Source organism: Yersinia sp. 22-579, from assembly GCF_030433455.1.
GTDB classification, from domain to species: domain Bacteria; phylum Pseudomonadota; class Gammaproteobacteria; order Enterobacterales; family Enterobacteriaceae; genus Yersinia; species Yersinia enterocolitica.
In genome coordinates, this window is sequence record NZ_JAUJTZ010000007.1 from 151,384 (window position 1) to 164,269 (window position 12,886).

The following is a 12,886-nucleotide window of genomic DNA, read 5'->3' on the forward strand; positions in this document are numbered from 1 at the left end:
TACCTCAGAGGAGTTTGTAGAGATCCTGAGCTGGCTCAGTCGGAACGCCTTGAATAAAACATTCCACCCCTGCTTTTTTCAGGCCATAAAAAGCTTCAATATCCTGATCGTCAACAGAGACGGTTTTTGCTATTTGCTGCTTACCATCGGCATAGTGCATATTGCCGACGTTGATGCGTGTCACGGGTACAGCACCGTTGACCAACGCCAGAAAGTCTGTTGGGTTTTTGCAAACCAGTAGAATTTTCTGCCGATCGGCCGCGCGATGAATGTTGTCGATGACCTTTTGCAGTGGCCAAAAGCGCACAGCAATGCCCTCCGCCAGCACCATTTCCATCAAATTTTGCTGAACCTGATCTTCAGCGACTTCATCATTGGCAACCAAAACCAGATTTGCGCCGGAAAAACCGACCCATTGAACGCCTACCTGACCGTGAATGAGGCGCTCATCAATACGACTTAATACAATGTTTGGCATATTTTATTCCTTATTATCATTGTGTTAATGGGATGGCGATGTTCCCAAACAAGCAGCATGGTACTGGTGCAACACATCCTGAATATGGTCAATAATCAATTCGTGTGGTGTTGCAGTAATTCGGCCTTCACGGACCTTAACGTATTGAAGCGGGAGATATTGGCTGATCAGCGGCAGTGGAATCGATTCATCCGCCAAATTTCTCACTAATTTGGAGTAAGCCTCGTCAATATCGTGATCGGGCCAGTAATAGCGAACACGATCGGAGTAGCTGTATCCTCGCGCTAACCGCCGAGCATCGTTATTGCCGTGATAGTGATGTTTCCAATGTTCGGGGTGTTCTAACATGACCGTTTCCAACACATCCCGCAGGCCTGAACATTGATGCGCAGGTCGCAATTCCTGTTCGATAGCCGCCAACGAAAATAACGCTTCACGTAAAGCAAAAGTGAGCGCAGGGCCGACTTTCAGGATAGCGAAGTGATGCTGGACCAATTGCTGTAAGGCGAGTGGAGTCTGATAATCAGTGGAGTGAGCTTCAAAGACCAGGGTATCAAACCCTTCAATCATCTTACTGAGAGAAATCGACTTTTCCGGTTGATAATCAATTATATGAGTATGGTCGAATTCGACACCAGGTTGGACGACTAACCCAATAATACGTGGCCACAGATCATGCAGGCCCCGTTGTTCAAATGCGTGGCGATGAGCTTCTAGTGTGGCCTTGGCTGCCTGTGGTGAGGTGACAGCCAGCTCTGACAGGGTTTCATGCGCGCCACCCGGAACGGGGACTTCTGTTCCGATGACATACACCAAGTCGGATGAACCTTGCATCTCTTTGCAGGTTTGTTCCGCAATCTGGGCTAATCTGGCTGCGCGAGTAGCAACGATTTCGTCCGTCAATGGCACCGCATCATCGGCGCAAGACATACTACAGTCGAGGTGGATTTTCTTAAATCCAGCCGCCACATAGTGGCGGATAAGCTCTTCCGCTTGTGACATGGCTTCTGTCGCAGGCGTGTTTTGCCAGCGATTGGGCCCGAGGTGATCTCCCCCTAAAACTAATTGGTTGCGGGGGAAGTGATGGCTATCCGCCATTTGTTCAACAAACCGATGAAAATCAGCCGGTGTCATACCGGTGTAGCCACCATACTGATCTACCTGGTTGGACGTCGCTTCTATTAATAAGATGGATTGCGTGTCCCGTGCGTGACGCAGTGCCGCTTCCAAGACCAACGGGTGAGCAGAACAGACGGCAAAGATGCCACATCCTGTATCCTGTTTATGGTCAGCCACAAACTCGGTTAAATGTTTCACTTTCCTCTCCGTATGAGTTAGATGTCTTTTTGTCTTTCGATTTGTTTCATTTAATACTGCTTTATGGGTTAATAAAAACAAAATGAAAGATAACGGAATTGAGATCTGTTTCGCAAAAGAAACATAATGAAAGGGTTTTTATGATGTAGGAGTGCAGGTTTTCGATAATGTTAAGACTTGCTTTCCGGCAAAGGAAAGGCGTTAATAGATGAAGTGAAATGAAACGAAAGGCTTCTAGAAAGGATCACCTATGAGCAATACTGATTCGATAATGGACAAACGGATAACTGGCACCAGTGAGCGGCGTGAGCAAATTATTCAGCGTCTTCGCCAACAGGGAAGTGTCCAGGTTAATGATTTATCGTCATTCTTTGGCGTTTCTACGGTGACTATCCGCAACGATCTGGCTTTTCTGGAAAAACAAGGGATTGCCGTGCGAGCCTATGGTGGTGCCTTGGTTTGTGATGGCGGCACACCAGCAGTTGAGCCAACCGTAGAAGATAAAAGCGCCCTTAATACTTCTCTAAAACGTAGCATTGCTCGTGTTGCGGCAGATCTGATAAAACCTGGGCACCGCGTTATCCTCGACTCTGGCACAACCACCTGCGAAATAGCGCGACATATGCGCAATCATAAGGAGGTTATTGCCATGACCAATGGTATGAATGTGGCGAACTCGTTGCTGGATGCCGAAGGCGTGGAGCTGTTGATGACCGGTGGGCATCTGCGACGCCAGTCGTTATCTTTCTACGGTGATCAGGCTGATCAATCTTTGCAAAACTATCATTTCGATATGCTTTTTCTCGGTGTAGATGCCATTAGTCTTGAACGTGGGGTGAGCACCCATAATGAAGATGAAGCGCGTTTAAATCGCCGGATGTGTGAAGTGGCGGAACGTATTATTGTGGTGACTGATTCCAGTAAATTTAACCGTTCCAGTTTGCATAAAATTATTGATACTCAGCGCATCCATATGGTGATTACCGATAAAGGTATTCCCGACGACAGTTTGAATGGATTACGCAAAGTTGGAATTGAAGTGATTCTTGTCGGAGAGTAGCAGCACTCTTTCGCCCACATAATGGAAAACTTAATAACTTAGGGTTGTTGAGTGCTGATATTTTCAATATCAAAGGATTTTATGTTTACTAAACATACGTTAATTTACTCACCAGCGCTGTTGGCGTCGGTTTTTTTGCTTACCGGTTGCCCGCCACCACCTGATTTAACGCAATGGCAGCGACCGAATTCGACGGTGAATGACGCCCGCGTAGCGATGGGGAAATGTGGTGTTCCTTTGCCAGGGCCTCAGCCAGACTTTACCGATAACGAAACTGTGTTGTATTACCACTGTATGGAGCAACAAGGTTTTGTTTTTAAACATGGTTTTAAGATTTGTGACGTTTACGAACAAACGCCTGCCTGTGTTGCACAAAAACAGGGGAGAGCCGTGAGTCTACGCCAACTTGAGGCGTTGCCTTTTGTCGCTGATAGTGGATTCCACCCCATCAAGCCGGATTCGGGTATTGATAAATCTTCACGAATAAGCTGGCGTAAAGCAGGGGCTTCACTGCATTTTTCACATACCATTGAGAATGACCGTGTCGCGCAACAGATGATGTACCAGTGTGGTTATCCTCAACCACTGGGTTCAAATTCCTTTGTTCCTACCATTAGAAAGGCGGCTGATATACAGCGATGCATGCTGGATAACGGTTTTGAGCCCAAAAGAAAACTCATGTTGGTGTGTCGTAACTACCCGCAAGTTACTGGATGTCAGAAATAGCGTTATCTCTCTCCACATTTAAATGCTGGTGATTAGACAGAAAAGTCATCACTAATTTTTGACTATGCAGTGCCTAGCTACATAGTCTTCTATAAGAAAATTCCTACATAAGTCAGCGCTATTTCTGATGTTTAAACATGACCCAAAAGTTAATAATACCTGCAAGATGCAAACACAATCGTTGATATAAATAATCAGTGGTTGTGTTTTTTTCATGGCATTTTTCCATTATTGATTTTATGTGGTACAGATCCACCCTGGATATATAAATGAAAAAGCAGCTAGCTGGCATAACCGTATTGCCTTTTTTGATTGTTAGCATTGCAACAGCGTATGCCGTTGCCCCCGTTGCAGAATTGAAAGTGAAGGGAGCCCTTACTGTGCCTTCATGTACTGTTAATGCACCCGACAATGGGATTTATGATTTCGGTAAGATAAGTTCAACCAAGATTTCTAGCAGTGTGTTTGTCAATTTAGCGGCAATGACCAAAAATTGGGTCATAACATGTGATGCCACAACATATTTGACCGTTAAACCGATAGATAACCGTGCGGCTTCAGTCTATCCTCCAAGCACCAGTACATATGGACTGGGTATGGTTAATGGTTCGGGGAAAATAGGCGGTTACACGATAAATATGCAAAATGCTGTAGTTGATGGAAACTCATCTAAGTTATTTAGCTCGTCTACTGGGTTATTTAGCGCCGTTACAGAAACAGCATTATATAATCATGGCCCATCAGTGGGTTGGGCGTCAGCTGATAACACTCAAGCGGCAGGTAAAGTATTCAGTACTGATATCAAGGTTGCGCCAATTTTGGCATCAACCACTGCCATGAATGGGCCTATTACAGAAGATACAGAACTTAATGGTTCCGTCACCCTGAACTTCGCCTATGCCATATAATCAGTAAAAAATCCTCATAAGCCTCGATTATTGTCGGGGCTTTTTTTTGAAAGAGATCACTGTGTAATTTGGATTTGCTAACAGCCATCTGTGATGCCGGTATGACTTCGCTATCTCTCCGTTAAGCAGTCTTTTCGGATTCGCAACCTAACGTGGTATAGTCCCATTTTTACGGAAAATTATGCTGACCAACTCATCCATTCGTCTTAACAAATACATCAGCGAAAGCGGCATCTGTTCGCGTCGCGATGCCGACCGTTATGTAGAACAAGGAAATGTTTTTATTAACGGCAAGCGGGCCGCAGTCGGTGACCAGGTATATGTTGGTGATGTGGTGAAAGTGAATGGTCAACTTATCGAGCCGCGTGACGAGAGTGACTTGATATTGATCGCGCTAAATAAGCCGGTTGGCATTATAAGCACTACCGAGGATGGTGAATCCGATAACATCGTTGATTTCGTTAACCACAGTAAACGGGTTTTTCCTATTGGACGGCTGGATAAAGACTCTCAGGGGCTAATTTTCCTGACGAATCACGGCGATTTGGTCAACAAAATCCTGCGGGCTGGGAATGATCACGAAAAAGAATATGTGGTGACGGTCAATAAACCAGTGACTGACGAGTTTATTCTCGGTTTGGGTGCCGGTGTACCAATGCTGGGAACAGTAACTAAAAAATGCAAAGTAAGGAAAGAAGCCCCCTTTGTATTTAGTATTACCCTGGTGCAGGGGCTTAATCGCCAAATTCGCCGCATGTGTAAGCATTTTGGTTATGAAGTCACTAAGCTGGAACGTACCCGTATTATGAACGTCAATCTGAAAGGCCTGCCAATTGGCGAGTGGCGAGATTTACGCGATGATGAACTGACCGAATTATTTAAGCTGATTGAAAATTCATCATCTGATGAGAAACCGCAAAAAAAATCAAAAGTTAAACCTGTTGTAGCTAAAAAACCGGCTATTAGCCGATCAAAACCCGCTGAAAAGTCAGAGGCTAACTCTGCTGGCCGTAAGCGCTTTACTCAGCCTGGGCGCAAGAAAAAAGGGCGCTAAGTGGGTGGTCACCACTGACCCACCGTTAATTGGCAGAATTATTTCTTATTAGAACAAGACATTATTGGGAGCCACTTTTACAATGGCTCTCAATTAAATCACCCTAATGGTATAAACATCGGTAGTAATAAAGACAACTTAATTACGATAGCATTGGCAATATCCAGGAAGAATGCACCGACCATTGGGACTATAAGAAACGCAATGTGTGATGGCCCAAAGCGATCAGTGATAGCTTGCATATTAGCAATTGCTGTTGGTGTGGCACCTAAACCTAAACCGCAATGGCCAGCCGCAAGAACCGCAGCATCGTAATTTTTACCCATAACGCGGTAAGTCACAAATATTGCATATAATGCCATTAGCAAAGTTTGTACAAATAAAATAGCCAGCATCGGCAGGGCCAAAGAGGCTAATTCCCATAATCGTAGGCTCATCAATGCTATTGCCAGGAAAAGAGAAAGACTGACATTGCCCACCACTGAGACGGCGCGGTCAAATACCTGATAAAAACCCGTATAAGTGAGTATATTACTGAGAATTACCCCGATAAATAACACATAAACAAAGATAGGTAATTCGAATACCGTTCCCGCCAGTAGTTCTCTAACATAGCCACCGACCATCAAACAAATCGTTATCATGGCAATGGTTTCGACTAAAACCAGGGTAGTGATCATTCGCCCTGATTGCGGTTTTTCAAAGGTAGTCGGTTGCAGTGCATCTTCTGGCCTTCCATGAGGTGTTGCCGAATGTTTAATCAAATAAAGTGCAACGGGCCCGGCAATTAATCCGCCCAATACCAAACCGAATGTAGCGCAAGCCATCGCGATTTCAGTGGCATTAACTAATCCATAGTTCTGAACAAATACAGTGCTCCAGGCAGCTCCGGTTCCATGACCTCCAGATAATGTGATTGTTCCAACCAGTAATCCCATCAATGGTTCCAGCCCCAACATTTTAGCCATGCCGATGCCTACCGTGTTTTGTAATAACAAAAAACCAATAACGACGAATAAAAATTTTATCAAAACTTTGCCACCCGCTCTTAAGCTGGCGAGATTGGCGTTGAGGCCAATTGAGGCAAAAAAGGTCAACATTAATGGGTCACGTAATGAAGTATCAAAATGAGCTTCCCAACCGGTAATTTGGTGTATAAGTAGGAATATTAATGCGACTAAGAGGCCGCCCGCAATTGGGTCAGGAATAGCATATTTTTGTAATAAAGGGATCTTTTTAACGCACTGCCTTCCTAGCAATAGAACCAGGCTTGCAGCGACGAGTGTGCCATAAGCATCGAATTGGAGCATATTGGAATCCTATATATGTAAAAGCTATAAACCGTTATTTGCGGTGTTCTTTACACATACTCAGATACCATATATAGGAGGATTCATTGCAAAACTCCTCGCCAAGGGGGGATGCTTAGTTATGACATATTCTCGATGAGTACTTATATAACTATCAGTTAATACTCATATTGTCATTGTCACTTAATTAAAGCGTAGCACGACTTTTTACTTTATTACTCTTACGATATGACATTTCTTAGATATCATATTGTTAACAAGATACAACTTATTTACAGGATAAAAACCGGTTTATATCTCGAATTGCATCATTTTAAATAGGAAGAACAGGCTTTAGGTTTAATGTTTTTTTTACATTACGGGGCTATAAGTTGATGGGCTAGGAAGAATTGCACAATCAATAGGCTCAATCTGCTTCTAACTGACACTAGTCTATCATTCAGGCTGGTCATTTTCAGCATGGCGATAAACTTCACCACAAATCAGGACCACATCAGGCCTCCTTTGATGAATGCGGGCAGCGACAGCCATACATTCATGGCGTGTTGCATAAACATCGTCAGTCACGGGCAGAGCCTCGCAAGCATCCATTCCGCAGGTGCTAACCAGTAAAACAAATCCTATGAGCATATATTCTCCTTTTTTATAGGATTTCTATGAGTATAGCCGGTTTACGGGAGAGATTGTGCTCGGGTTTTTTATTGAAGCAATAGATGTTCCCTTGGTTGCTTGAAGATTAACCAAATTTGGTAATGGCAACACCAGCCATAATAATGGCACTGGCGATAAGGCGTAATATTGAGGGCTTTTCTTTTAACATCCAGATAGAAATAACCATGGCGAACAGTACGCTGGTCTCACGTAGTGCTGCAACCAAGGCGATTGGTGTACTCTTCATGGCCCAAATGACGATGCCATAAGCTAATAATTGCATAGCACCACCAATGATACCGTGACGCCAATGTTGTCTGATTTCACAAAAAATTCTATTCCTGTGCATTATCCAAAGCAGCACAAACATGGCTATCCCATTGGACATAAATAGCCAAAAAATATAACTGAGAGGTTCTATACTGGCCCGACTGCCCGCACCATCGGATAGGGTATAGCAGGCGGTAAATATCGCCGTAATTAATGCATAGATGATGGCTCGGAGATTGAGTTTGTTCGGGCCATGGCGGCCATCAAATGTCATCATAATGACCCCCGAAACCAAAATGACGGCTCCGAATAACGCCATTATGCGCGGAATTTCTGACAAAATTAACCACGAAAGTAGGGCACTTAATAGTGGTGCTACGCCACGCGCGATCGGATAAATTTGCCCGAACTCGGCCTGTTCGTAGGCTTTACTGAGAAAGAGACAATACCCAGTGTGAAAAGCGACTGACAGAAGCAACCAAGGGAGCGCGTTGATAGAGGGTAAACCTACAAAGAAAATGCCGAAGAGTGAGATGACGCCGGAAAAAATTGCCATCAATGAAATGGCAACTAAACGGTCAGTACCGAATTTAACTAAAGCATTCCAGCTAGCATGTAACAGTGCCGCGCCCAATACTGCAATGAATATTTCAGTGCTCATCCCTGCTCCTTATTTAGGCGCATCAGTTTACCTTGGATTAGCTTGTTTGGCATGAGAATTAAATAGGATTATTAACAATGAGAAGCTTTAAAAGCTTTAGATTAATTAGTATATATACCGAATGATCTCAATATAATGCGGAGATGTATAATCTAATGGCGCTACGGCTAAGGCTTCCTAAAATAGTGCTAATTTGGCATCATATGACTATGCATATTTTTCCAGGATAAGTGATGAAACAGTTCCCTTTTGATAAACGTTACGAGATTGAAGATGCCAGCGGTGTTGTCGAGTACTACATTGACGGTGATGAATATATTCGCGGTCAGGATGGCATTCCAGGGTATCGAATTGCAGGTTATGAAGTATACGAACATAATGCAGAAGCCAAACTTGCTGGTTTCCTTGAGGGGAAACATATCACAACCCCAGATGCAGATATTCTGCTGACAATTTTAGATGATAAACCTGCGGAAGATTTACCTTCATAAGTTATGATTTGGGGTCAAGGTAGCCTGGCCCCAAATCTAATACACTTCTATCTTGCCTGACACTGTGAGTAAAAGTGCCAACATCCTATGTCCTCATACCTAATTGCGATAGAATTGGCAGAGTAGCTAATGTGATAAGATATGTTTGAGGACATAAGCATATGATTGCTCAGTTTACTATGGATAATATTGTCGGGCTGATTTTGGTCATCAGTTGTGTCATTGCTTTATTAATTGTATCTGTCTGGGGAATGCGGCGGCACCATTCTCGTTACAGTTTCATATTGCAGTTTGTCAGCTTCCTCCTGTGGTCTGTCATGGTAATGGTGATGGGGAACATCATCAATAATGCGCTCGCTGATATAAAGATAAGCTTTATCACACCTAAGACGGTTAATTTCGTCTGCATGTCAGTCATCTTATTAATGCTAATACGTAAGATGTTTGTATTATTTGATGTGTTGGAAAAACGGCAGGTAGCAAAAGGTAGTGATATCACCAGCGCTAAAATTATTGCGCGCATGTTAAAAATCACGCTCGTAGTGGTCGTTGTTCTACTCTATGGCGAGCATTTGGGCATGAGTTTTTCCGGGCTGGTTACCTTTGGCGGTATTGGTGGTCTTGCCGTAGGTATGGCTGGAAAAGATATTTTGAGTAATTTCTTCTCTGGAGTGATGCTTTATTTTGATCGCCCTTTTAATATTGGAGATTGGATCCGTTTGCCGGATCGTCATATTGAAGGTGTTGTTGTTGAAATAGGTTGGCGGCTGACAAAAATAATGACATTTGAAAACCGCCCACTGTACGTTCCTAATTCTGCATTCACAGATACTAGTGTTGAAAACCCAGGTCGCATGACTAACCGTAGAATAAAAACCACTCTGGCGCTGCGTTATGAGGATGCCGATAAAGTTGGCGCAATTGTGGAAGAGATGCACCAATTTTTAGCCAATAATGATGACATCGATCACCAACAAACCTTGTTGGTCTATTTCAATGGATTTGGCGAGTCTTCTCTTAATATTATGGTTTATTGCTTTACCAAGACTAGAGTGTGGGCTGAATGGTTAGCCGTTCAGCAGACCTGCTATTTGAAGTTTATCGATATTGTTCATCAGCACGGTGCAGACTTTGCTTTCCCTAGCCGTACGCTTTATGTCGAAGATAGCACTGAGTCACCGGTCACTCCGGCGGAGCAGTAATTCTATTTTTATATGGCAACCGCCTCCGGGCGGTTATCTTATCAGAGTAGGAAATGCCCAATATATCAGGGGTGATTCAATACGGTGTTATTCCTGATAATAACTTTTTGCAGAAGGTACTTTTCAGTCCACTTAAAACCGACTAACGTAATCTTTTAGTGATAATTAGCCGGAGCTCCCAATGAGTCAGCAAACCATTGTCTTGTATACCGATGCGGATTTTTTTAGCCCTTATGCCATGTCGGTCTATGTATCACTGACAGAAAAAGCGCTTCCCTTTACACTGAACACTATTGATCTGTCTGCTGGCGAGAACCTGCGTGAGGAATTTGGCAAGCTATCGGCAACTCGTCGTGTGCCCACACTGACTATCGATAATTTTCGATTATCTGAATCTTCAGCGATTTCTGAATACTTAGAAGAGCGATTTCCTTCAGCGGAATACGCGAGAATTTACCCACAAGATAGGCAAGAACGCGCCAAAGCACGCGAAATCCAAGCCTGGCTACGCAGTGATTTCCTGCCAATTAGGGCTGAACGGCCCACCGAAGTCGTCTTTGCCGGAATGAAAATGCCGCTATTATCCGATCAGGGGCAACAGGCGGCCCATAAGCTGATTTCAGGGTCGGAGCGCCTACTTTCGGATGGCCGAAAGAATTTATTCAGTGAATGGTGTATTGCGGATACTGATTTGGCATTAATGCTTAATCGGCTGGTACTCAATGGTGATGAACTGCCGGGATATCTGAGCAAATATGCAAGCTATCAATGGCAGCGGCCTTCTGTGCAGCGATGGTGCACATTGTCACAAAAATAGAGTCGGTTATCCCTTTTTAAGCACAAGGATGCAGGAAGTGTGTAAAAAGATTGGCGCAGAATGAAGAACATGATTGAAGTTGAAACTGAGCGGCTACGACTGCGGCAATGGATACCTTCAGACAAAGCCCCTTTTGCAGCACTTAATGCCGATAAGCGGGTGATGGAGTATTTCCCTGCGCCCTTGACTCGCGAGGAAAGTGATGCAATGGCTGATCGTTGTCAGCTATTGATTGAACAGCATGGCTGGGGGTTGTGGGCCGTCGAGCTTAAAGCCACAACACAATTTGTGGGGGCTTTAGGGTTGCATATTCCCGCAGCCAAACTCCCTTTTTCTCCTTGCGTCGAAATAGGTTGGCGCTTTGCTTACCCATTCTGGAGGCAGGGGTTAGCAACAGAAGCCGCTTTGGCTGCTTTGCAGGTAGGTTTCGAGAGATTAAAGTTGCCTAAGATAGTGTCATTTACTGCGCTAATTAATCTGCGCTCACAAGCATTGATGGAACGAATAGGAATGGTGCGAGCACCGGAGAGTTTTTCCCATCCTAATGTCAGCCCTGACAGCCCGCTTAGCCAACATTGCTGGTATCACATCTCATCTGATCAGTGGCAGAGCCGATAGTCCGCTTTTAGCAGATTATTAATGGTGCAGGAATTTTCGATTCGGTAAGGCGGTACGACGATAGCTACATCAGATCCAATAGGGGTAGTGAGCCATCAACAACTGCAGCAGTGATATAGATAATAAAAAGTGAATAGAGAAAGACGTTGCTGATCATTTGACACCTCGGGTTACCTACACGGGTAAAACTTTTGGCCATGACAGAGCAATTACAATATAGCACGCAAATTGAATAAAAAGCGTACAGAAAATGAATAACTAATGAATTTATTGTTGCTAATTTGTGATGTAGGCGGCTTTTTTATCAACACAGCGGCTTATGGGCAAATTTTCGAGCGCGCTATAAAACTAAAAGTGATACAAGCGAGAGATGAGACGTGGAGTGAAATTTATTGAATCTAGTGTTTTATCAATCGGTTAGCTTCAATTGAAAACAATTTAAGCAGCATACGAGCAGAGAGGGTGCAATTGTGCTACACTATGCGACCGATAATCAAGGATAAAACATGAAAAAAGTCTCAATCATTGCTCAGTGCTTAATAAACGCCAAGAGTTTCAGTGAGATGTCCGAAGCTGAATCCTCGATAAAAAAGACTTTCAACGAAAGTTATGCCGATCATTCATTCGATGAATGGAATACTGATGTTTCTACGTTGAGTGCTAACCGTATTATTAGCCTGGTTGCTGGTGCTTCCAAGGTTCGGGTCAGAGGGTTGATCCAAGAATTATGGAATCACTGATACCAGCCCAAGGGTTTCTTATAACCTACCTACCATTTCACTACGCCAAGCATGCCAGCCATGCTGCGTGGTGAATGTTCTTCCCCGTACCTTTCCATTTTCTGCTTGTTTCTTTCCATTGTCTCCTGCAAATCCGGTTCTTTCCATTGAGTGAAAGCTGATCCGGTACAGATAATCTGAGTAACGCTGACCACGCCACGGTTTAGTGCCGCCGGTTAACGTAATCTAATAAGGTTGTACAACTGAGAGGCGAGCATATGTCATTTCTAGATAGTGTCAGAAGACTGGTTAGCAATGCCAAGGTGAAAATTAAATGCCCGGATTGTAATGCAACGTCTGAGCAAAGCACGGAAAAAGTGCATAAAAATACGGCATTAGTGTGCCCAAAATGTGGCTGCTTATTTTTACCTAAAGATAAACATTAGCGGCGGGTGATATTAACCAAAGATCATTGATGCCCATCGCAACAGCATTAATGCGCCACAGATGCAAAGTAACACCACAAACATCTTCCAATGTTTTGTATGCAAGCGTTTGGTCCCCATAGGCCTTTATTTTTACCTCGATAGATTTGTTTGGCTTG

General features: G+C 43.9%; 16 protein-coding genes. 10 read left to right on the forward strand and 6 right to left on the reverse strand.

Annotation, left to right across the window (positions count from 1 at the left end):
* Positions 1–4 precede the first annotated feature (4 nt).
* Complete coding sequence (gene agaV, locus QSV56_RS10575; protein ID WP_005165957.1) at positions 5–478, reverse strand: PTS N-acetylgalactosamine transporter subunit IIB; 474 nt, start codon at positions 476–478, stop codon at positions 5–7.
* A 24-nt stretch (positions 479–502) separates the two neighbouring features.
* Positions 503–1,795: a tagatose-bisphosphate aldolase subunit KbaZ gene (kbaZ, locus tag QSV56_RS10580; RefSeq protein WP_046695062.1), complete on the reverse strand. Its 1,293-nt coding sequence runs from the start codon at positions 1,793–1,795 to the stop codon at positions 503–505.
* A 250-nt stretch (positions 1,796–2,045) separates the two neighbouring features.
* On the opposite strand from kbaZ, the gene QSV56_RS10585 reads away from it, so the two are divergent.
* From QSV56_RS10585 to rluF, 4 genes are all read left to right on the forward strand, one after another.
* Positions 2,046–2,855 carry a DeoR family transcriptional regulator gene (locus tag QSV56_RS10585; protein ID WP_019083004.1) on the forward strand — a complete coding sequence of 270 codons (810 nt, stop codon included), beginning with the start codon at positions 2,046–2,048 and terminating at the stop codon, positions 2,853–2,855.
* 81 nt (positions 2,856–2,936) lie between these two features.
* Complete coding sequence (locus QSV56_RS10590) at positions 2,937–3,581, forward strand: hypothetical protein (protein WP_019079239.1); 645 nt, start codon at positions 2,937–2,939, stop codon at positions 3,579–3,581.
* Between the two features lie 269 nt (positions 3,582–3,850).
* Positions 3,851–4,489, forward strand: a complete 639-nt coding sequence (locus QSV56_RS10595) for a DUF1120 domain-containing protein (RefSeq protein WP_046051015.1) — start codon at positions 3,851–3,853, stop codon at positions 4,487–4,489.
* A gap of 181 nt (positions 4,490–4,670) precedes the next feature.
* On the forward strand, positions 4,671–5,543 hold the full coding sequence (gene rluF, locus QSV56_RS10600) for a 23S rRNA pseudouridine(2604) synthase RluF (protein WP_019079241.1): 873 nt from the start codon (positions 4,671–4,673) through the stop codon (positions 5,541–5,543).
* A 98-nt stretch (positions 5,544–5,641) separates the two neighbouring features.
* Here rluF and gltS read toward each other — a convergent pair whose 3' ends face one another.
* From gltS to QSV56_RS10615, 3 genes are all read right to left on the reverse strand, one after another.
* On the reverse strand, positions 5,642–6,853 hold the full coding sequence (gene gltS, locus QSV56_RS10605) for a sodium/glutamate symporter (RefSeq protein ID WP_019079242.1): 1,212 nt from the start codon (positions 6,851–6,853) through the stop codon (positions 5,642–5,644).
* 435 nt (positions 6,854–7,288) lie between these two features.
* On the reverse strand, positions 7,289–7,483 hold the full coding sequence (locus QSV56_RS10610) for a hypothetical protein (protein WP_005170255.1): 195 nt from the start codon (positions 7,481–7,483) through the stop codon (positions 7,289–7,291).
* A gap of 106 nt (positions 7,484–7,589) precedes the next feature.
* Positions 7,590–8,435: a DMT family transporter gene (locus QSV56_RS10615; RefSeq protein WP_019079244.1), complete on the reverse strand. Its 846-nt coding sequence runs from the start codon at positions 8,433–8,435 to the stop codon at positions 7,590–7,592.
* A 233-nt stretch (positions 8,436–8,668) separates the two neighbouring features.
* On the opposite strand from QSV56_RS10615, the gene QSV56_RS10620 reads away from it, so the two are divergent.
* From QSV56_RS10620 to QSV56_RS10645, 6 genes are all read left to right on the forward strand, one after another.
* Entirely contained in the window at positions 8,669–8,926 is a 258-nt protein-coding gene (locus QSV56_RS10620) for a hypothetical protein (RefSeq protein ID WP_013649810.1), read from the forward strand.
* A gap of 161 nt (positions 8,927–9,087) precedes the next feature.
* Positions 9,088–10,128, forward strand: a complete 1,041-nt coding sequence (locus QSV56_RS10625; protein WP_019079245.1) for a mechanosensitive ion channel family protein — start codon at positions 9,088–9,090, stop codon at positions 10,126–10,128.
* A 181-nt stretch (positions 10,129–10,309) separates the two neighbouring features.
* Positions 10,310–10,945 carry a glutathione transferase gene (gene yfcF, locus QSV56_RS10630; protein WP_301212304.1) on the forward strand — a complete coding sequence of 212 codons (636 nt, stop codon included), beginning with the start codon at positions 10,310–10,312 and terminating at the stop codon, positions 10,943–10,945.
* 69 nt (positions 10,946–11,014) lie between these two features.
* A complete protein-coding gene (locus tag QSV56_RS10635; protein WP_072084166.1) occupies positions 11,015–11,563 on the forward strand; it encodes a GNAT family N-acetyltransferase in 549 nt (182 codons plus the stop codon).
* Positions 11,564–12,069: 506 nt separating this feature from the next.
* Positions 12,070–12,303: a hypothetical protein gene (locus tag QSV56_RS10640; RefSeq protein WP_019079249.1), complete on the forward strand. Its 234-nt coding sequence runs from the start codon at positions 12,070–12,072 to the stop codon at positions 12,301–12,303.
* Between the two features lie 257 nt (positions 12,304–12,560).
* Positions 12,561–12,728 (forward strand): YnfU family zinc-binding protein, encoded by a 168-nt coding sequence (locus QSV56_RS10645; protein ID WP_216597098.1) that lies wholly within the window; start codon positions 12,561–12,563, stop codon positions 12,726–12,728.
* A gap of 12 nt (positions 12,729–12,740) precedes the next feature.
* Here the strand turns inward: QSV56_RS10645 and yniD are convergent, their stop codons facing one another.
* Positions 12,741–12,848 carry a small membrane protein YniD gene (gene yniD / locus QSV56_RS10650; protein ID WP_085903066.1) on the reverse strand — a complete coding sequence of 36 codons (108 nt, stop codon included), beginning with the start codon at positions 12,846–12,848 and terminating at the stop codon, positions 12,741–12,743.
* Between the last annotated feature and the right edge of the window lie 38 nt (positions 12,849–12,886).

Coding starts and splice junctions, on each gene's coding strand:
- QSV56_RS10625 (WP_019079245.1), top strand. CDS start 9,088: ATGATTGCTCAGTTTACTATGGATAATATTGTCGGGCTGATTTTGGTC.
- QSV56_RS10610 (WP_005170255.1), bottom strand. CDS start 7,483: ATGCTCATAGGATTTGTTTTACTGGTTAGCACCTGCGGAATGGATGCT.
- QSV56_RS10635 (WP_072084166.1), top strand. CDS start 11,015: ATGATTGAAGTTGAAACTGAGCGGCTACGACTGCGGCAATGGATACCT.
- QSV56_RS10640 (WP_019079249.1), top strand. CDS start 12,070: ATGAAAAAAGTCTCAATCATTGCTCAGTGCTTAATAAACGCCAAGAGT.
- rluF (WP_019079241.1), top strand. CDS start 4,671: ATGCTGACCAACTCATCCATTCGTCTTAACAAATACATCAGCGAAAGC.
- QSV56_RS10585 (WP_019083004.1), top strand. CDS start 2,046: ATGAGCAATACTGATTCGATAATGGACAAACGGATAACTGGCACCAGT.
- QSV56_RS10620 (WP_013649810.1), top strand. CDS start 8,669: ATGAAACAGTTCCCTTTTGATAAACGTTACGAGATTGAAGATGCCAGC.
- QSV56_RS10615 (WP_019079244.1), bottom strand. CDS start 8,435: ATGAGCACTGAAATATTCATTGCAGTATTGGGCGCGGCACTGTTACAT.
- QSV56_RS10645 (WP_216597098.1), top strand. CDS start 12,561: ATGTCATTTCTAGATAGTGTCAGAAGACTGGTTAGCAATGCCAAGGTG.
- yniD (WP_085903066.1), bottom strand. CDS start 12,848: ATGGGGACCAAACGCTTGCATACAAAACATTGGAAGATGTTTGTGGTG.
- yfcF (WP_301212304.1), top strand. CDS start 10,310: ATGAGTCAGCAAACCATTGTCTTGTATACCGATGCGGATTTTTTTAGC.
- gltS (WP_019079242.1), bottom strand. CDS start 6,853: ATGCTCCAATTCGATGCTTATGGCACACTCGTCGCTGCAAGCCTGGTT.
- QSV56_RS10590 (WP_019079239.1), top strand. CDS start 2,937: ATGTTTACTAAACATACGTTAATTTACTCACCAGCGCTGTTGGCGTCG.
- QSV56_RS10595 (WP_046051015.1), top strand. CDS start 3,851: ATGAAAAAGCAGCTAGCTGGCATAACCGTATTGCCTTTTTTGATTGTT.
- agaV (WP_005165957.1), bottom strand. CDS start 478: ATGCCAAACATTGTATTAAGTCGTATTGATGAGCGCCTCATTCACGGT.